Raw genomic sequence first — 17,950 nt, forward strand, 5'->3', positions numbered from 1 at the left:
GAGACCCCAATGAAACGAACCATCCCCCTTGCCGCCGCGGCGGCGCTCATCGGCCTGCCGGCCCTGGCGCAGGAGGCGGCCGGCCCCGGCCCCGGCGTCGTGGCCGCGACCGACACGGCCTTCATCCTCAACAGCCTGCTGTTTTTGATCGGCGGCTTCCTGGTGTTCTGGATGGCCGCGGGCTTCGCCATGCTCGAGGCCGGCCTCGTGCGTTCGAAGAACGTCGCCATGCAGTGCATGAAGAACGTCTCGCTGTTCTCCTTCGCCGGTCTCATGTACTACCTGATCGGCTACAACCTCATGTATCCGCTCGGAAACTGGTCGATCGGCTCGGACGAGACCGGCGGCTATCTCGGCGCCTTCGGCGTCGCGGTGCTCGAGACCGTGGGCGTGGGCCGCGACGGCGCGGACGATTACGGCTACGCCGCCACCTCGGGCGATTTCTTCTTCCAGCTGATGTTCGCCGCGACTACCGCCTCGATCGTCTCGGGCACGCTGGCCGAGCGGATCAAGCTCTGGCCCTTCCTGATCTTCACCATCGTGCTCACCGGCCTGATCTACCCGATCCAGGCGAGCTGGAAATGGGGCGGCGGCTTCCTCGACAGCCAGTGGGGCTTTCTCGACTTCGCCGGCTCGACCGTGGTGCACTCGGTCGGCGGCTGGGCGGCTCTGGCGGGCGTGCTGGTGCTCGGACCGCGCATCGGCAAGTACAAGGACGGCCGCATCTTCCCGATGCCCGGCTCGAACCTGACGCTGGCCACGCTCGGCACCTTCATCCTGTGGCTGGGCTGGTTCGGCTTCAACGGCGCCTCGCAGCTGGCGATGGGCACCGTGGGTGACGTGGCCGATATCGGCCGGATCTTTGCCAACACCAACGCCGCGGCCGCCGGCGGCGCGATCGCCGCGCTGATCCTGACGCAGCTGCTCTACAAGAAGCCCGACATCACCATGGTGCTGAACGGCGCTCTGGCGGGCCTCGTCTCGATCACCGCCGAGCCGCTGACCCCGACGCTGGGCGGCGCCACGCTGATCGGCGCGGTGGGCGGCGTGATCGTGGTCTTCGCGATCCCGATGCTCGACCGGATGAAGATCGACGACGTGGTCGGCGCGATCCCGGTGCACCTGTTCTGCGGCATCTGGGGCACCATGGCGGTGCTGTTCACCAACTCCGACGCGACCTTCCTGGGCCAGCTCGTCCCGATCGTCATCGTCGGCGTGTTCACCTTCGTGGTCAGCCTCGTGGTCTGGCTGGTGCTGCGCGCGGTGATGGGCATCCGGGTCGGCGAGGAAGCCGAGATGACCGGTCTCGACATGCACGAGCTGGGCATGGAGGCCTATCCGGACTTCACCCCGGCCTGATCCGGACCGATCGCAAGCAAAAGGGGCGCCCCGCGGGGCGCCCCTTCGTCGTTCCGGGATGGCCGGATCAGGACTGGCCGGCCTTCTGCTTGGCCTTCTCGGCCTCGGCCTGCGCCGAGGCGCCCACGTCCTTCTTCTGGGCCTCGGACTTCGCGGTGTCGGCCACGTGGTGGGCGGCGTCGCGGGCGCGGCCCTGCACGTCGGTCGCGGTGTCCTTCAGGTCCTCGCGGACATGCCGCGCCAGATCCTCGGCCTGATGCCGGGCATCCTCGGCGGTGGTCTTCGCCACGTCGGCCAGCCGCGCGCGCTCCTCGTTGTAGACGCGGTAGGCCTCGTCCATCAGATCGTCGCGGTAGCTGCCGAAATAGGCGTCCTCGCGCTGGGTGCGCGGCAGCATCATGCCCACCGCGGCGCCGGCGGCCAGCGCCAGGAGCCCGCCCAGAATCGGCTGGTCCTGGTACATGCCCGCCGCGCTGTCGCGACCCTTGCGGGCATAGTACTCGGCCTTCACCTGCGCCTCGTAGGCGCGGGTGCGCGCGGCGATCACGCGCTTGCGGCCCTCGTCGGACATGTTCTGCGTGCCGTCGGAGAGGCGCTCGCGCATCTGCCGGGCCGAGGCGCCCCACTCGGTGCCGCGGCGGCGCATCTCCTCGCGGTAACGGCCCATGCGGCCCTTGGCGCCGGCCATCTTGCCGCCGACCTTGCCGCGCATCCGCGCGAAGCGGCCGCGCTCTTCGTGCCAGGGCGAATCCTCGTCGATGTCGCCGGGCACCGGGCCGCGCGGCTCGTCCATCTTGCCGGTGCCGTATTTGCGCGACAGGTAGGGGTCGGCGCCGAGCCGGCCCGAGCGGGCGTAGTCGCGCTGGCCGCGATAGTCGACCTCGCCGGCATAGCGCTCGTCGTCGCCGCCGCCGCGGGCGTTGGAGACCGCGAGCCAGGCGAGGCCCGCGCCGACCAGCGCGATCGGCACCGGGTTGCGCTGCACGGTGCGCGAGACGGTCTGGCCGATGTCGGAGGCGTTGTCGCTCAGGCTGTCGGTCACCGACCGCATCAGCCCGTCGAGCGACAGGCGCTCCTGAAGATCGTCGATCGTGCGCTGCAGTTCCGAGCGCTCGGTCTCGATCTCGCGCTCGATCTCTTCGGGGGAACGGGTGGTGTCAGTCATTGATGGCTCCTTTGACGGCAGCGGCGTCCTTGCGGATCGACTCGGCGCTGCGCTTGGGTGCGTTGGTCACGGCCTTGATGCGGTTCAGTCCGACCTTCACGAGGATCGCGGCGATCACGAGGATCACGCCGCCGACGATCAGGGCGGAGAGGCCCGCGCCGAGGCCGGCTTCGGCAAGCCAGGCCACGAAGGCGGCGGCGAGAACGTCGAGCGCGGTCAGGCTGAGGACCACGGCGGCGACCACGAGGCCGATGCCCATGCCGGCGCGCGACAGCGCGCGCTGGGCCTCGGCCTTGGCGAGGTCGGCCTCCTTGCGCACGAGGCCGCTCACATGGCTCATCGCCTCGGAGAGCAGGGCGGACATGGACTTCGCCTCGCCGCGCGGTGCGGCGTTGCGCGCATCCTCGAAACGGGGGTCGGTCTGGCTCATTTCTTCACGGCCCCGGTCTCGCCCGGCTGCGGCTTGCCGGGAATTTCGGGCTTGCTGTCGGGCTGCTCGATGCCGCTCGGCGCGCCGGTGGTGGTGCCCGCCCCGGAGGTCGTGCCGGTCGAGGCGCCGGGCTGCGGCGCGGCGGTCGACTGCGTGGTGCGCGGCGCCGCCGGGCTCGGGGCGTTCGAGGTCATTGGCTCGGAGGTCGGCACCGGGCGGTCGATGCGGTCGTCGGCATCGTAGTCGTCGGGCATGGTGTCGGGGTGGTCGTGCCCGCCGACGCCGTGGCCGTCCGAGGCGTAGCCGATGCGGGGCTCGCCATGCCGGGCCGAGGACTTCATGAAGCGCGCCGCGGCAAAGCCCAGAAGCGCCGCGCCGCCGAGGAACAGCGCCGGGTTGCGGCGGGCATAGTCGTTCGCCGCGTAGGCCATGTCGTCGAGATCCATCGAGCGCATGTTGTCGGCGGTGTCGGCCACCGCGTCGGCGAGGCGGGCGAAGACCCGCTCCTGCGGCGAGCCGTCATGCAGGTCGTCGGCCGCCTTGCGCAGCGCCTCGGCGATCTTCGACGTCTCGTTGGCGGCCTCGTCCTTGTAGCCGCGGCCGTATTCGTAGGCACGCTCGCGCGCCTCTTCCGCCATCTCGCGGGCCCGTTCGCGGGCGGTGTCCGCGAATTCGGCCGCGCCGCTCTTGGCATCGGCGGCCGCCTGCTTCGCACGCTGGTCCAGCGTTTCGCCTGTATTGGCCATGTCGACCTCCTTGATTCGCGTTGGCCGGCGGTCGGCGCGGGGAGGGGCGCCGGGCTCCGTCGGTCTGTCTCGACTCCAGAACGACGGGCCGGGACAAAAGTTTCGCGATGCGGGTGGTCGGTGCGGCGCGGGACCAAGCGGCACCAAGGGGTGGAAACGCGAAACGCCGCCCCGGGTGGGGCGGCGTCCTGCGTTCCGGCCGGCCTGAAGCGGTCCGTGGCGGTCCGTGGCGGCCCGTGGCGGCCCGTGGCGGCCCGTGGCGGCCCGTGGCGGCCCGTGGCGGCCCGTGGCGGCCCGTGGCGGCCCGTGGCGGCCCGTGGCAGCCTGCGGCGGCGTCAGATCCCGGCGGCGATGATGGCGCGGGCCAGCACCGGCACCGTCTTGGCGTTCAGCCCGGCGATGTTCATCCGGCTGTCGCCGACCATGTAGATGCCGTGATCGTCGCGCAGCCGCGCCACCTGCTCGGGGCTGGCGCCGAGCCGGGAGAACATGCCGCGATGCTCGGCGAGAAAGTCGAACCGGTCGGAATTGCTCAGCTGGCGCAGCTCGGCGGCGAGCTGCTCGCGCAGCTTCAGCATGCCCTCGCGCACCTCCTCGAGCTCGGCCTGCCAGTCGGCGCGCAGCTCGGGGTCGGTCAGGATCGTGCTCACCACCCGGGCGCCGTGATCGGGCGGGAAGGAGTAGTTCTGCCGGTTGAGATAGGCGAGGTTGTCCTGCGCCTTGCGCGCCTGCGGCACGTCGCGGGCGATCGCCATCAGGATGCCGGTGCGCTCGCGGTAGATGCCGAAGTTCTTCGAGCAGCTGGCCGCGATTAGCACCTCGTCGAGGCTGGAGGCGATGAGGCGGGTGGCCGCCGCGTCGGCGTCGAGCCCGTCGCCGAAGCCCTGATAGGCGATGTCGATCATCGGCACGAGCTGGCGCGCCTTGAGCGTGGCGACGATCTCGTCCCACTGCTCGGCGGTCGGGTTGGCGCCGGTGGGGTTGTGGCAGCAGCCATGCAGCAGCACCACGTCGCCCGGCTGCGCCTCGCCCAGATCGGCCATCATGCCGGCCATGTCGACCGCGCGGCTCGCCGGGTCGAAATAGCGGTAGCTGCGGGTTCTGGCGTCGAGATGCTTGAGGATCGACAGGTGGTTCGGCCAGGTCGGGTCGGAGACCCAGATCGTGGCCTCGGGCGTGGTGCGGCCGATCAGCTCGAAGGCCTGGCGCACCGCGCCGGTGCCGCCGGGCGTGGCGATCGCGGCGATGCGGTCGCGCGGCAGCGTGTCGGCCAGAACGAGGTCGATCATCGCGTCGGAGAAGGCCGGATCGCCGGCGAGCGCGGTGTAGCTCTTGGTGGTCTCCCGCTCCAGCAGGCGCGCCTCGGCGGCCTTGACCGCGCGCATGATGGGGGTGCGGCCCTCGGCGTCCTTGTAGACGCCGACGCCGAGGTCGATCTTGTCGTCGCGCGGATCGGCCTTGTAGGCGCCCATCAGCGCCAGGATCTTGTCGGCCGGCTGGTCGGTGAGATGCTCGAACATGTCTATCCTTGGGAATTGTCTCTGGCGGGGCCGGTTTCCACCGGCAGGTCGGGGAACATGCCCCATTCGGACCACGAGCCGTCATAGAGCCGGTGGTCGGTCTTGCCGATCCGCTCGAGCGCCAGCGACAGCACCGCCGCCGTGACGCCGGAGCCGCAGCTGGTGATGACGGGGCGGTCGAGGTCGATCTCCGCCGCCTCGAAGGCGGCGCGGATCTCGCCCTCGTCGCGCAGCGTGCCGTCGGGGCGCAGCAGCTCGCGGAAGAACAGGTTGCGGGCGCCGGGGATGTGGCCCGAGCGCAGGCCGGGGCGCGGCTCGGGGGCGCGGCCCTCGAAGCGCTCGGGCGCGCGGGCGTCGACGATCTGGTCGCTGCCGAGCTTGACCGCGGCGGCCACCTCGGTGGCGTCGGCGGCCATGCCGCGCACCGGGGCCACGGTGATGTGGCGGTCGCGCAGCAGGGTGGGGCGGTCGGTCAGCGGGCGGCCCTCGGCGCGCCATTTCGGCAGCCCGCCATCGAGCACCGCGACGTCGCGCTTGCCCATGGCGCGGAACATCCACCAGACCCGCGCCGCCGAGAACAGCCCGGCGCCGTCATAGACCACCACCTGGTGGCCGTCGCCCACGCCCATCGCCCGCAGCCGCGACACGAACTTCTCGGGCGGCGGCAGCATGTGCGGCAGGTCGCTGCGATGGTCGGCGATCTCGTCGATGTCGAAGAAGCGGGCGCCGGGAATGTGGGCATCCTCGTGCTCGGCGCGGGCGTCGCGGCCGGCATCGGGCAGGTACCACGAGGCGTCGAGGATGCGCAGATCGGGATCCGTCAGACGCTCGGCCAGCCAGCGGGTCGAGACCAGCGTGCGGGGATCGTCGACGGTCATGCGCGTCTCCTCGGGTCGCTTGCGTCGGGCGACTGAGTAGACCCGCGGGGCGGCGGGTGCAAGCCGCGGCGTCAGGCGGCGCGCGCGGCCGGGCCGGTCCGCCCGACCGATCAGCCGGAACCGATCAGCCGGACTGGCGCAGCAGGCGCTGTTTCTGGCGGTTCCAGTCGCGCTTGGCCTCGGTGGCGCGCTTGTCGACCGTCTTCTTGCCCTTGGCGACGGCGATCTTCAGCTTCACCAGCCCGCGGTCGTTGAAATACATCACCAGCGGCACGATGGTCATGCCCTCGCGCTGGGTGGCGTTCCACAGCCGCGCCAGCTCCTTGCCCTTGACCAAGAGCTTGCGGCGGCGGCGTTCCTCGTGGCCGAAGGTGCGGCCGGCGTCGTAGGGGGCGATGTAGGCGTTGGTCAGCCACAGCTCGCCGTTCTCGACGCTGGCATAGCTCTCGGCGATGTTGGACTGGCCGGTGCGCAGGCTCTTCACCTCCGAGCCCATGAGCTGGATGCCGCATTCGAGATCGCTCTCGATCGCGTAGTCGTAGCGCGCCCGCCGGTTCTCGGCGATCACCTTGTAGTTCTTGTTCTGCTCTTGCTTGGCCATGCGCCCGATCTAGGGACGCGCCGGCTCCGAGTCCAGCGCGCCGCTGCCTTTCGACGTTTCACCGATGGGCCGGAGGCCCGGTCGCGCCGGGGCGACCCCGGGGCGGCCGGGGCTCAGTGCCCGATCAGCCCGGCGTGGCGCAGCGCGTCCTTGATCGCGAGGCGGGTGCCCTCGAGCGGCGTGGTCAGCGGCGAGCGCACCTCGTCGCGGCACAGGCCGAGCACGCTCATCGCGTATTTCGCGCCCGCCACGCCCGGCTCGAGGAAGATGGCCTCGTGCAGCGGCATCAGCCGGTCCAGAAGGTCGAGCGCGGTGTCGTAGCGGCCCTTCAGCGTCGCCTCCTGGAACTCGGCGCAGAGCTTCGGCGCGACGTTGGCGGTGACCGAGATGCAGCCGCGGCCGCCATGGGCGTTGAAGCCCAGCGCGGTCGCGTCCTCGCCCGAGAGCTGCAGGAAGTCGGTGCCGCAATGGATGCGCTGCTTGGCCACCCGGCTCAGGTCGCCGGTGGCGTCCTTGACGCCGACGATCATCGGGTGGCGCGCCAGCTCGCCCATGGTCTGCGGGCTCATGTCCACGACCGAGCGGCCGGGGATGTTGTAGATCACGATCGGCAGGCCGCATTCGGCCACGGCGTGGAAATGCGCCAGGAGGCCGCGCTGGGTCGGCTTGTTGTAGTAGGGCGTGACCACTAGCGCCGCGTCGGCGCCGGCGGCCTTGGCGGCCTCGACCAGGCGCACCGCCTCGGCCGTGCTGTTGGAGCCGGCGCCGGCGATGACCGGGATCCGGCCCGCGGCGGTCTTGACCACCGTCTCGACGACGATGTCGTGCTCCTCGTGGCTCAGCGTCGGGCTCTCCCCGGTGGTGCCCACGGGCACAAGGCCGTGGCTGCCTTGCGCCACGTGCCATTCGACGAGTTTCTTCAGCGTCTCGAGATCCAGCTGGCCGTTGGCGAACGGCGTGACGAGAGCCGGGAGCGATCCCTTGAACATGACGCTTTTCCTAGAGTCGGGGTGATAAATCGCGCGGAACCTAGACGGCTTTCCGCCGCTTGCCAAGTTTGTGAGTTGCGAGCAGACAAACTATCCCTAGGGTCAAGTCTCGTGCCGAAATCCCCCGGACCTCGGAGCCAGCCCGCATGACGAAGATCAGCCGTTTTTCGACTGCCCTCGCCACGATTTTCAGCCTTTCCGCACCGCTCACGGCCCTGGCCGACCCGCTCGGCGACGCGATGTCGGCCGCCGATTCGCAGGATTGGGCCCGCGCCGAGGCGCTGGCCGCGCCGTTGGGCGAGGTCGCGCTCGACCTCGTCACATGGGAGCGGCTGCAGGCCGGGGCGGCCGAATGGCCCGATTACGTGGCCTTCGTCGCCGCCCATCCCGACTGGCCGCGGCTCGATCAGATCCGCGCCGAGGGCGAGCGCGACATGCCCAAGGGGCTGCCCTCCGAGCAGGTGCTGGCCTGGTTCGGCGACCGCACGCCCGAGACCGGCGAGGGCGCGGTGCGGCTGGCCGAGGCGCTGATGGCCGAGGGCCGGGTCGACGCCGCGCGCGAGATGCTGGTCGAGAGCTGGCTGACGCTGGGGCTCGACGGCACCGGATTCGCGGCGATGATGGACGCCTTCCCCGACATCCTCGCGCCGCATCACGCGAAGCGGGTCGACGCGATGCTCTGGCGCTGGCGGATCACCGACGCGCAGAAGCTGTTCGACACGCTGTCGGCTGATGAGCGCCGCGTGGCCGAGGCGCGGGTGGCGCTGATCCGCGACCAGCGCGCCGCGCAGATGCTGGGCCGGGTGCCCGACCGGCTGCGCGACACGCCCGGCCTTGCCAATGCCCGCTTCAACCGCTTCGCCGACAAGGGCGACTACACCGAGGCGCTGGAGATCATCGAGCGCCACACCGGCAGCGAGGAGCGCCTGGGCGAGCCGTTCCGCTGGGCGGCCTGGCGCGCCAACCTCGCGCGCTGGCTGATGCGCGAGGGCGAGCCGCAGCGCGCCTACGACCTCGCCAGCCGACATTTCCTGACCGAGGGCAGCTTCTACGCCGATCTCGAATGGATCGCGGGCTACGTGGCGCTGACCTATCTCGACGATCCCGAGCGCGCGCTCGAGCATTTCATGCGGCTCGAGGCCGACGTGGAGAGCCCGATCTCGCTGGCCCGCGCCGGCTACTGGCAGGGCCGGGCGCGCGAGGCGGCGGGCGCCTATGACAAGGCGGCGCTCGACTATGCCCGCGCGGCGCTGCACCAGACCGCCTTCTACGGCCTTCTGGCGGCCGAGAAGCTCGGCCTCGCGCTCGACCCGGCCCTGACGGGCCGCGAGGAGGTGGCCGACTGGCGGCAGGGCGAGGTGCTCGAGGACGACCGCACGCAGGCGCTGGCGATGCTGCTCGACGCCGGCGAGAGCCGGGCGGCGCTGCGCTTCACGGTGGAGCTCGGCCGCACGCTCGAGCGCGAGGGCATCGCCCAGCTCGGCCGGATGCTTCTGGAGCGCGACGAGACCTACCTCGCGCTGACGCTCGGCAAGGCCGCGGCCTACCGGCAGATCGTGGTGCCCGAGATCTACTTCCCGCTGCACGACGTTGCCGAGATGGATCTGCCGGTCTCGCCCGAGCTGGCGCTGTCGATCGCCCGGCGCGAAAGCGAGTTCAACGCCGGCGCCGGCAGCCATGTCGGCGCGCTGGGGCTGATGCAGCTGATGCCGGCCACCGCCGAGGAGGTGTCGGGCTGGGTGGGCCTGCCCTATTCGCGCGCGAAGCTCACCGGCGACTGGCGCTACAACGCGACGCTGGGCGGGCGCTATCTCAACCATCTCGAGGAGATGTTCGGCCAGAGCCCGGTGATGGTCTCGGCGGGCTACAATGCCGGGCCGTCGCGGCCGCGGATCTGGATGGCCGAGCGCGGCGACCCGCGGATCGGGCAGGCCGACGTGGTCGACTGGATCGAGCACATCCCCTTCACCGAGACCCGCAACTACGTGATGCGGGTGACGGAATCGATCCCGGTCTACCGGGCGCGGCTGACCGGCGAGACCGGCCGGGTGCGCTTCTCGGACATCCTCAACGGCAAGCCGCCCTTCGTGCGCCCCGAGCTGCGCCCGGGCGAGCGCGAGCCGGTGCTGGCCGAGGCCGAGCCGGCCCCGGTGCCGCCGCTGGTCGAGATCGCGCCCGAGGCGCGCACCTCGACCATGTCGGTCTCGGTCCTGGCGCCGCGCCGGATCGAGAGCCGGCCGCCGCAGCGCCCGCTGGAGGAGTGAGCGGGGCGCTCAGCCCCGCCGCACCCGGTGGGTGCGGATCAGCGTGAAGATGCCGGCGCCCACCACGATCGCCGCGCCCAGCGCCACGTTGGGCGCGACGGTCTCGCCGAAGGCGAGGATGCCGAGCCCGGCGGCGAAGGGCAGCTGCAGGTAGGCGAAGGGCTGCACCGCGCTGGCCTCGGCGACCTCGTAGGTCTTGATTAGCAGGTAATGCCCGGTCACGCCCGACACGCAGAGCAACGCCATCACCGCCCAGTCCCAGCCGATGAGCATCTGCCAGTTCGGCAGGCCGATCGCGGTCATCAGCACCGCGCCGCTCACGCCCGTCCAGAAGAAGCTGGTCGCCGCCGTGTCGCGCCGCGCGGCGTAGCGGGTCAGCAGGCCGTAGAGCGCGAAGCACAGCGCCGCCACCAGCGGAAACACCGCCGCCGGGGCGAAGACGCCGAAGCCGGGCTGCAGGATCACCATCACGCCGACGAAGCCGATGCCGATCGCGGCCCAGCGCCGCCAGCCCACCGCCTCGCCCAGCACCGGCCCCGAGAGCGCGGCGATCACGAGCGGGTAGGCCGCGAAGATCGCGTGGCTCTCGACCAGCCCGAGATGCACGAAGCCGACGACCATCACGCAGATCTCGGCCGCCAGTAGCAGGCCGCGGCCGATCTGCAGCAGCGGCTGGGTGGTGCGGGCGGCGGCGCGGACCGAGCCGCGCTGGCGCCGGGCGATGGCGATCACGAAGGCGGCGAAGAACCAGTAGCGGATCATCACCACCATCAGCACGTTGTACTCGCCCGCGAGGTAGCGCGAGAGCCCGTCCTGCATGGCGAAGACGAAGGTGGTGATCGTCATCAGCAGAATGCCGAGCCGGGCGTCGCTGCGCATGTCTACACCTTTCGCGCGAGGGTCATGTGTCTCTTTCGCCCGTAACCCTTCGCGCGCGCGACCTCCAGCCCCGCCGCGGCCAGCGCCCGCCGCACGTGACCGGCAGCCGTGTAGCTCGCCACCGTGCCGCCCGGCGCGGTATGCGCGGCGACCTCCGCCATCAACGCCTCGCCCCACAGCTCCGGGTTCTTGGCGGGTGCGAAGCCGTCGAGGAACCAGGCATCGGCCAGCCCTTCATGCGCGGGCAGCGTCTCGCGCGCGTCGCCCACCACCACCTCGAGCGTCACCGCACCGTCGAAGAGATGCGGGCCGAAGCCCTGCTCCATCGCCGCGACCAGCCGTTCGGCGCGGGCGGCGAGGCCGGGAAAGGCCGCGAGCGCGCGCGCCATCTCGGCCGGGTCCATCGGGAAGGCCTCGAAGCTGGTGAAGCGCAGGCTTCCGCGCGCTCCGGCCGTCTCCCACGCTTCCCATGCGACGAGGAAGTTCAGCCCGGTGCCGAAGCCGGTCTCCATGATCCGGAAGTCGCCGCCGAAGCGGTCGGGCAGGCCGTTGCCGGCGAGGAAGACGTGGCGCGTCTCCTCGAGCCCGTCCTCGAGCGAGAAGTAGGGGTCGTCGAAGCGCGTCGAGACCGGCACCCGGCCGTCGCGCCAGTCGAGCTTTGCCTTCTGGTCCTGCATGGGGTTCCGTCCTAGGCTGCGGTCCAGCGATGGCAGCGGGGGAGGATGATGGCAAGCGCGGATCTGACGGTGATGGGGGCGGGGGTCTGGGGACTCTCGGTCGCCGTGGCCTGTGCCCGGCGCGGCGCGCATGTGCGCGTGATCGACCCCGCGGGTCCGGCGGCCGGGGCCTCCGGCGGCGTGGTCGGCGCGCTGGCGCCGCACGTGCCCGAGCAGTGGAACGACAAGAAGGCGTTCCAGCTCGAGGCGCTGCTGATGGCCGAGGAGTTCTGGGCCGACATCGCGCGGCTCTCGGGCGAGGATCCGGGCTATGCGCGCAGCGGCCGGCTGCAGCCTCTGGCCGATGCCGAGGCGGTCGCGCGGGCCGAGGCGCGGGCCGAGGGCGCGGCCGGGCTGTGGCGCGGCGCGGCCGAGTGGCGGGTGATCGCGGCGGAGGGGCTCGACGCGTGGTCGCCGGGCAGCCCGACGGGGCGGCTGGTGCATGACACGCTGAGCGCACGGCTGCATCCGCGCCGCGCCACGAAGGCGCTGGCGCGGGCCTTCGAGGTGCAGGGCGGAGAGGTCGAACGCGAGGGGCTGCCAGAGGGGCCGGTGGTCTGGGCCACCGGCGTGGCCGGGCTCGAGGAGCTTTCGGCGCAGGCGGGAAAGACCGTCGGCAACGGCGTGAAGGGGCAGGCGGCGCTGCTGCGTCCCAAGGAGTTCGACGCGCGCGCGCGGCCGCAGCTCTTCGTCGACGGGCTGCACGTCATCCCGCATGCCGACGGCACGGTGGGGATCGGCTCGACCTCCGAGCGCGACTACGCCGACGGCGCGGCGACCGACGACCAACTCGACGCGCTGGTGGCGCGGGCGCGGCGCATCTGCCCTCCGCTCGAGGACGCCGATCTGGTCGAGCGCTGGGCCGGCCTCCGGCCGCGCGCCAAGAGCCGCGCGCCGATGCTCGGGGCGCACCCGTTCCGCGCCAACGCCTACATCGCCAATGGCGGCTTCAAGATCGGCTTCGGCCTCGCGCCGCTGGTGGGCGAGGTGATGGCCGATCTCGTGCTCGAAGGGCGCGACCGCATTCCAGCCGCGTTCCAGCCGGAGGCCAGCCTGTGACCCCGCGTATCACCGCCATCGACCATCTCGTGCTGACCGTCTCGGACGTGGCCGAGACGGTGGACTTCTACGTCGCCGTGCTCGGCATGGCGCCGGTCTGGTCGAGCGGCGCCGCGGGCGAGCGCCGCGCTGCGCTGCGCTTCGGCGGGCAGATGATCGAGCTGCACGCCTCCGAGGCGCCGGTGCCGCCGCATGCCCGCCACCCCGGCACCGGCTGCATCGACCTGTGCCTTCTGACCGAGGCGCCGATGTCGCACTGGCTGGAGCATCTCGACGATCTCGGCGTGCCGGTCGAATCCGGCCCCGACCGGCGAGAGGGCGCGAACGGCCCGGTGGCGTCGCTGAGCATCCGCGACCCGGACGGCAACCTCGTGGAGATCGCCGCGCGGCTCTGAGCGGCTTGCCTCCCGGCCCGGCCGCCGCCAAGGTCGGCGCCGGTCAGATCAGGGAGGACGACATGCGGCATGGCGGCGCGATACTGGTGGAGCAGCTGGTGCGGCTCGGGGTGGAGCGGGTGTTCTCGGTGCCGGGCGAGAGCTTTCTCGCCGTGCTCGACGGGCTGCATGACAGCGCCATCGCCAACGTGGTCTGCCGCCACGAGGGCGGGGCGGCGATGATGGCCGAGGCGCAGGGCAAGCTGACGGGGCGGCCCGGCGTCGCCTTCGTCACCCGCGGCCCCGGCGCCACCAACGCCGCCTCCGGCGTGCATGTCGCGCGGCAGGACAGCACGCCGATGGTGCTGTTCGTCGGCCAGATCGCGCGCGGCGACCGCGACCGCGAGGCGTTCCAGGAGGTCGATTACCGCGCCATGTTCGCGCCGCTCGCCAAGTGGGTGGCCGAGATCGACGACCCGGCGCGCATCCCCGAATATGTCGGCCGCGCCTTCGAGGTGGCCTGTTCGGGCCGCCCCGGCCCGGTGGTGCTGGCGCTGCCCGAGGACGTGCTCTCGGCCCGCGCCGAGGCGGCGGATCTCGTGCCCGCGCCCGAGCGGATCGCGCCCGACCTCTCGAACGCCGCCCGGCGCATCGTCGCGCGGCTGGCCGAGGCCGAGCGGCCGCTGGTGGTGGCGGGCGGGCCGCACTGGTCGGCCGAGGCGGCGGCCGACCTCGCCCGCTTCGCCGAGGCGCAGGGCCTGCCCATCGCCGCCGGGTTCCGGCGGCAGGACTACATGGACAACCGGCATCCGAACTATGCGGGCGACCTGAATGTCGGCGTGAACCCGCGTCTGGCCGCGCGGCTGCGCGAAGCCGACACGGTGCTGGTGCTGGGCTCGCGGCTGGGCGACATCGAGACGCAGGGCTACACGCTCATGGAGCCGGGCGGGCACGGCAAGACGCTGATCCATGTCCATGCCGACGCCGACGAGATCGGCCGGGTCTACCGCCCCGAGCTGGCCGTGACCGCGCCCGCGCCGGCGATGCTCGCGGCCTTGGCCGCCTGCGCGCCGGGCGAGCGCGACCGGACGGAATGGGTCAGCGCCGCGCGCGCCGATTACGAGGCCTGGCTCGCGCCGCAGGAGACGCCCGGCGCGGTCAAGCTGGAGCGGGTGATCGGCTGGCTCTCTGACAACCTGCCCGAGGACGCGATCCTCACCAACGGCGCGGGCAACTACGCGGGCTGGCTGCACCGCTACTTCCGCTTCAAGGGCTTCCGCACCCAGCTCGCGCCGACCTCCGGCTCGATGGGCTACGGCTTTCCCGCGGCGATCGCGGCGTCGCTCGCCCATCCCGACCGCGCGGTGGTCTGCCTCGCCGGGGACGGCTGCTTCCAGATGACGCTGAACGAGATGTCGACGGCGGCGCAGCACGGCGCGGCGCCGGTGGTGATCGTGGTCAACAACGGCCGCTACGGCACGATCCGGATGCACCAGGAAAAGCATTATCCCGGCCGGGTGTCGGGCACGGCGCTGGCCAACCCGGACTTCGCGGCGCTGGCGCGGGCCTATGGCGGCCATGGCGAGACGGTCGAGCGCGACGCCGATTTTCCAGAGGCCTTCGCCCGCGCCCGCGCCGCGGGCCGGCCCGCGGTGATCGAGCTCAGGGTCGATCCGGACGCGCTTTCGACCGGGCAGACGCTGTCGGGCCTGCGTACGATGCCGCACGGATAGGGCGACGGAGGGTCCGAGCTGTTCAATCCCGCACCGCGCGCCTATAGCTGTGAACGATGGATGAACGGACCGGACCCGCGCGGATGGACGAACTGAGGGAACTCGAGGCAGGCGCGGATCACCTGCGGCTGGTGCTGGCCGTCGGCGAGATCGGCGTCTGGGACCTCGACACCGTCACCGGCAAGGCGTGGCGCAGCCTGCGCCACGACCAGATCTTCGGCTACGACACGCTGCTGCCCTCCTGGAGCTACGAGGATTTCCTCGGCCACGTGGTCGAGGAGGATCGCAAGAAGGTCGAGCAGAGCTTCGGCGTGGCCACGACCCATGGCGAGCCCTGGGCCTTCGAATGCCGCATCATCCGCGCCGACGGCCAGATGCGCTGGATCACCGCGCATGGCCGGCAGGTCCGCGACGAGAAGACCGGCCATGACCGGCTGATCGGCCATGTCATCGACATCACCGAGAACAAGGAGGCCGAGGAGCGGCTGCGGCTGGTGACCTCGGAGCTCAACCACCGCACGCGCAACATGCTTTCGGTCCTGCAGGGCATGGTGCGGATGTCGGCGCGGCGCGCGGGCAGCGTCGCGGAGATGGAGCATAGCCTGCTGGGGCGCATGGAGGCGTTGTCGCGCAGCCACGCGCTGACGGTGCAGCTGTCGGAAAGCGCGCTCAGGGTTTCGGACGTGATCGACAGCGCGGTCTCGCCCTTCCGGCCCGAGGCGGGGCGCTTCTCGGTCACCGGCGCGACCGGTGCGACGCTGAGCGCCAAGATCGCCGAGAGCCTGTCGCTGGCGCTCTACGAGCTGACCACCAACGCGATCAAGTACGGCGCGCTGTCGAACGACGCCGGCCGGGTGTCGGTGGACGTGACCCGCACCATGCCGGGCCGGGCCCAGGTGGTCTGGCGCGAAAGCGGCGGCCCGGCCGTCGTGCCGCCCGAGAGATCGGGCTTCGGCAGCACGCTGCTGCGCTCGATCCTGCGGGCCGAGGAAGGCGAGGTGAAGGTCGACTACGCCGCCGAGGGCGTGACCTGCACCATCGAGCTGCCGGTCGGCCACGACGCCGAGGAGACCCAGCGCGCGACCGCCGGCGCGGCGCGGCTCGAGGGCAAGCGGGTGATGGTGGTCGAGGACGAGTTCCTGATCGCGATCTCGCTCGAGATGGCGCTGGGCGAGCAGGGGGCGCTGGTCGAGGGGCCCTACACCAAGCTGTCGGAGGCGCAGAAGGCGGTGGCGACCCGGCCCGACGCGGCGGTGCTCGACGTGCGGCTCGGGGCCGAATCGAGCCTGCCGGTGGCGCGCGACCTGCACGCGCTGGGCGTGCCGATCCTGTTCGTGACCGGCAATGTCGACGGCGAGGAGCTGAAGGCCGACTTCCCGGGCTGCGAGGTGCTGTCCAAGCCGGTGAGCGAGGACCGCGTCGTCTCGGAGCTCAGGAAGCTGATCGCCGCGAAGGGCTAGGGCTCAGAACTCCACCCCGATCTGCGCCTTGATGCCCGAGCGGAACGGGTGCTTGACCAGCTCCATCTCGGTCACGAGGTCGGCCGCCTCGATTAGGTCGTCATGCGCGTTGCGGCCGGTGAGCACCACGTGGGTCATGGCGGGCTTTTCCTCGCGCAAGAAGGCCACGACCTCCTTGATGTCGAGATACTCGTAGCGCAGCGCGATGTTGATCTCGTCGAGCAGCACCATGCGGATCTCCGGGTTGCGGATCAGCTCCTTGGCTTTGGCCCAGGCGGCCTGCGCCATCTCGGTGTCGCGGGTGCGGTCCTGGGTCTCCCAGGTGAAGCCCTCGCCCATGGTGTGGAACTGGCAGACATCCGAGAACCGCTCGAGGATCAGGTCGCGCTCGCCGGTGGACATGCCGCCCTTGATGAACTGCACCACCGCGCAGGGCATCTCGTGGGCGATGCAGCGGAAGATCATGCCGAAGGCGGCCGAGGACTTGCCCTTGCCCTTGCCGGTATGGACGATGACGAGGCCCTTCTCGTCGGTCTTGGTCGCCATGATCTTGTCGCGCGCGGCCTTCTTCTTGGCCATCTTGGCGGCGTGGCGGTCGGTGTCGTCGGTCATGGCGCGGCTCCTGTCTTCGGAACGGCAGACTGCGCCGAAGGGGCGCGCTTCGCAACCCGTCAGCCGGCGAGCAGCGCCACGAGCCAAGGCGCGATCAGGGGCGCGATGAGCGCGGTCAGCAGCGCGTTGAGCCCCATGCCGATGCCCGCGAAGGCGCCCGCCGTCTCGTTGACCTGGAAGGCCCGCGCCGTGCCGATGCCGTGCGCCGCCACCCCCACCGCGAGGCCGCGGGCGCGCCAGTCGCGGATGCGCACGAGGTTCAGAAGCGGCGTGGCGATGATCGCGCCGGTGATGCCCGTCAGGATCACCAGCACCGCCGTCAGGTTGGGCGCGCCGCCGATGGTTTCCGACACGCCCAGCGCCACCGGCGCGGTGACCGACTTGGGCGCGAGCGACAGCAGCGTCTCGCCCCGGAGGCCGAAGGCCGCGCCGATCGCCACGGCCGTGACCAGCGCCGTCACCGAGCCCGCCACCAGCGCCGCCAGCATCGGCCAGACGGTCGAGCGGATCAGCCGCAGGTTGGCGTGGAGCGGCACCGCCAGCGCGACGGTGGCCGGGCCGAGCATGAAATGCACGAACTGCGCGCCGTCGAAGTAGCGCTCGTAGGGCGTGGCGGTAAGCCGCAGGAGCAGCGCCAGCAGCACCACCGCCACCAGCACCGGGTTGACCAGCGGCCGCCGCCCCGAGCGGCGGAAGGCCAGATCGCCCAGAGCGTATGCCACCAGCGTCGCCGTCAGCCACAGGAGCGGGTCCTGCCGCAGGTAGGTCCAGATCTCGGCGGGGTCGGCGGGGCTCATTCCGGCGTGCCCATGAGCCGCGCCACCGCGAGGAACACCCAGACGCCCACGAGGATCGCGGCGACGGTGGACAAGAGCAGCGCCGCGATCAGCGCCACGCCGTCGCGGCCCAGCGTGTCGAGATGGCCGACCACGCCGACGCCGGCCGGCACGAAGAGCAGCGACAGGTGCGACAGCAGCCCGGAGGTGGTGGGCGCGATGCGCGCGGCCAGCTTCGGGCGCAGGACCAGCGCCGCGAAGAGCAGCGCCATGCCGATCACCGGGCCGGGCACCGGCAGGCCGAAGGCCCGTGCCGCGACCTCGCCGGCAAGCTGGCAGGCGAGCAGGACGACGAGGTTGACGATCATGGGGCCTCCGCTTGCATGGCC

The 17,950-nt window shown here is 71.6% G+C and carries 18 protein-coding genes; 6 read left to right on the top strand and 12 right to left on the bottom strand.

Features of this window, described 5'->3' with window-relative positions:
- The first annotated feature begins 9 nt into the window (after window positions 1-9).
- Complete coding sequence (locus tag BLT43_RS09555; RefSeq protein WP_090112261.1) at window positions 10-1,359, top strand: ammonium transporter; 1,350 nt, start codon at window positions 10-12, stop codon at window positions 1,357-1,359.
- A 67-nt stretch (window positions 1,360-1,426) separates the two neighbouring features.
- Here BLT43_RS09555 and BLT43_RS09560 read toward each other — a convergent pair whose 3' ends face one another.
- From BLT43_RS09560 to dapA, 7 genes are all read right to left on the bottom strand, one after another.
- Window positions 1,427-2,524, bottom strand: a complete 1,098-nt coding sequence (locus BLT43_RS09560) for a DUF3618 domain-containing protein (RefSeq protein ID WP_090112263.1) — start codon at window positions 2,522-2,524, stop codon at window positions 1,427-1,429.
- Window positions 2,517-2,954 carry a phage holin family protein gene (locus tag BLT43_RS09565; protein ID WP_090112265.1) on the bottom strand — a complete coding sequence of 146 codons (438 nt, stop codon included), beginning with the start codon at window positions 2,952-2,954 and terminating at the stop codon, window positions 2,517-2,519. The genes BLT43_RS09560 and BLT43_RS09565 overlap by 8 nt, the downstream gene beginning before the upstream one ends.
- A complete protein-coding gene (locus tag BLT43_RS09570; RefSeq protein WP_090112267.1) occupies window positions 2,951-3,700 on the bottom strand; it encodes a hypothetical protein in 750 nt (249 codons plus the stop codon). The genes BLT43_RS09565 and BLT43_RS09570 overlap by 4 nt, the downstream gene beginning before the upstream one ends.
- 335 nt (window positions 3,701-4,035) lie before the next feature.
- The gene (locus BLT43_RS09575; RefSeq protein WP_090112269.1) at window positions 4,036-5,220 is read right to left on the bottom strand and encodes an amino acid aminotransferase; all 1,185 of its coding nucleotides are present in this window, start codon (window positions 5,218-5,220) and stop codon (window positions 4,036-4,038) included.
- Between the two features lie 2 nt (window positions 5,221-5,222).
- Window positions 5,223-6,098: a 3-mercaptopyruvate sulfurtransferase gene (sseA, locus tag BLT43_RS09580; protein ID WP_090112270.1), complete on the bottom strand. Its 876-nt coding sequence runs from the start codon at window positions 6,096-6,098 to the stop codon at window positions 5,223-5,225.
- A 124-nt stretch (window positions 6,099-6,222) separates the two neighbouring features.
- Window positions 6,223-6,699, bottom strand: a complete 477-nt coding sequence (gene smpB / locus BLT43_RS09585; protein ID WP_090112271.1) for an SsrA-binding protein SmpB — start codon at window positions 6,697-6,699, stop codon at window positions 6,223-6,225.
- A 113-nt stretch (window positions 6,700-6,812) separates the two neighbouring features.
- Entirely contained in the window at window positions 6,813-7,688 is an 876-nt protein-coding gene (gene dapA, locus BLT43_RS09590) for a 4-hydroxy-tetrahydrodipicolinate synthase (RefSeq protein WP_090112272.1), read from the bottom strand.
- 146 nt (window positions 7,689-7,834) lie between these two features.
- Here dapA and BLT43_RS09595 point away from each other — a divergent pair, with 146 nt between their 5' ends.
- A complete protein-coding gene (locus tag BLT43_RS09595) occupies window positions 7,835-9,952 on the top strand; it encodes a transglycosylase SLT domain-containing protein (RefSeq protein WP_090112273.1) in 2,118 nt (705 codons plus the stop codon).
- A gap of 9 nt (window positions 9,953-9,961) precedes the next feature.
- On the opposite strand, the gene BLT43_RS09600 is transcribed toward BLT43_RS09595, so the two are convergent.
- Together BLT43_RS09600 and mnmC2 are read right to left on the bottom strand one after the other, a co-directional pair.
- A complete protein-coding gene (locus tag BLT43_RS09600; protein WP_090112274.1) occupies window positions 9,962-10,831 on the bottom strand; it encodes a DMT family transporter in 870 nt (289 codons plus the stop codon).
- 2 nt (window positions 10,832-10,833) lie between these two features.
- The gene (gene mnmC2, locus BLT43_RS09605) at window positions 10,834-11,508 is read right to left on the bottom strand and encodes a tRNA (5-methylaminomethyl-2-thiouridine)(34)-methyltransferase MnmC2 (RefSeq protein WP_090112275.1); all 675 of its coding nucleotides are present in this window, start codon (window positions 11,506-11,508) and stop codon (window positions 10,834-10,836) included.
- A gap of 48 nt (window positions 11,509-11,556) precedes the next feature.
- Between mnmC2 and BLT43_RS09610 the strand changes: the two genes are divergently transcribed.
- The 4 genes from BLT43_RS09610 to BLT43_RS09625 all read left to right on the top strand — a co-directional run bounded on the left by BLT43_RS09610 (window position 11,557) and on the right by BLT43_RS09625 (window position 16,173).
- Window positions 11,557-12,606 carry an NAD(P)/FAD-dependent oxidoreductase gene (locus BLT43_RS09610; protein ID WP_090112276.1) on the top strand — a complete coding sequence of 350 codons (1,050 nt, stop codon included), beginning with the start codon at window positions 11,557-11,559 and terminating at the stop codon, window positions 12,604-12,606.
- Window positions 12,603-13,001 (top strand): VOC family protein, encoded by a 399-nt coding sequence (locus tag BLT43_RS09615; protein ID WP_090112277.1) that lies wholly within the window; start codon window positions 12,603-12,605, stop codon window positions 12,999-13,001. Before BLT43_RS09610 ends, BLT43_RS09615 begins: the two co-directional genes overlap by 4 nt.
- Before the next feature lie 62 nt (window positions 13,002-13,063).
- The gene (locus BLT43_RS09620; protein ID WP_090112279.1) at window positions 13,064-14,713 is read left to right on the top strand and encodes a thiamine pyrophosphate-binding protein; all 1,650 of its coding nucleotides are present in this window, start codon (window positions 13,064-13,066) and stop codon (window positions 14,711-14,713) included.
- 83 nt (window positions 14,714-14,796) lie between these two features.
- Window positions 14,797-16,173: an HWE histidine kinase domain-containing protein gene (locus tag BLT43_RS09625; protein WP_165612580.1), complete on the top strand. Its 1,377-nt coding sequence runs from the start codon at window positions 14,797-14,799 to the stop codon at window positions 16,171-16,173.
- A gap of 3 nt (window positions 16,174-16,176) precedes the next feature.
- On the opposite strand, the gene cobO is transcribed toward BLT43_RS09625, so the two are convergent.
- Genes cobO through BLT43_RS09640 form a run of 3 tightly spaced genes read right to left on the bottom strand, consistent with a single transcriptional unit; the run spans window position 16,177 to window position 17,929 of the window.
- Window positions 16,177-16,785, bottom strand: coding sequence for a cob(I)yrinic acid a,c-diamide adenosyltransferase (gene cobO, locus BLT43_RS09630; RefSeq protein WP_090112283.1), 609 nt, complete (start codon window positions 16,783-16,785; stop codon window positions 16,177-16,179).
- Window positions 16,786-16,844: 59 nt separating this feature from the next.
- Window positions 16,845-17,582, bottom strand: a complete 738-nt coding sequence (locus BLT43_RS09635; RefSeq protein WP_090112285.1) for an LrgB family protein — start codon at window positions 17,580-17,582, stop codon at window positions 16,845-16,847.
- A complete protein-coding gene (locus tag BLT43_RS09640; protein WP_090112286.1) occupies window positions 17,579-17,929 on the bottom strand; it encodes a CidA/LrgA family protein in 351 nt (116 codons plus the stop codon). The genes BLT43_RS09635 and BLT43_RS09640 overlap by 4 nt, the downstream gene beginning before the upstream one ends.
- Window positions 17,930-17,950 lie beyond the last annotated feature (21 nt).

The sequence above is a fragment of the Limimaricola pyoseonensis genome, from assembly GCF_900102015.1.
Lineage (GTDB): Bacteria > Pseudomonadota > Alphaproteobacteria > Rhodobacterales > Rhodobacteraceae > Limimaricola > Limimaricola pyoseonensis.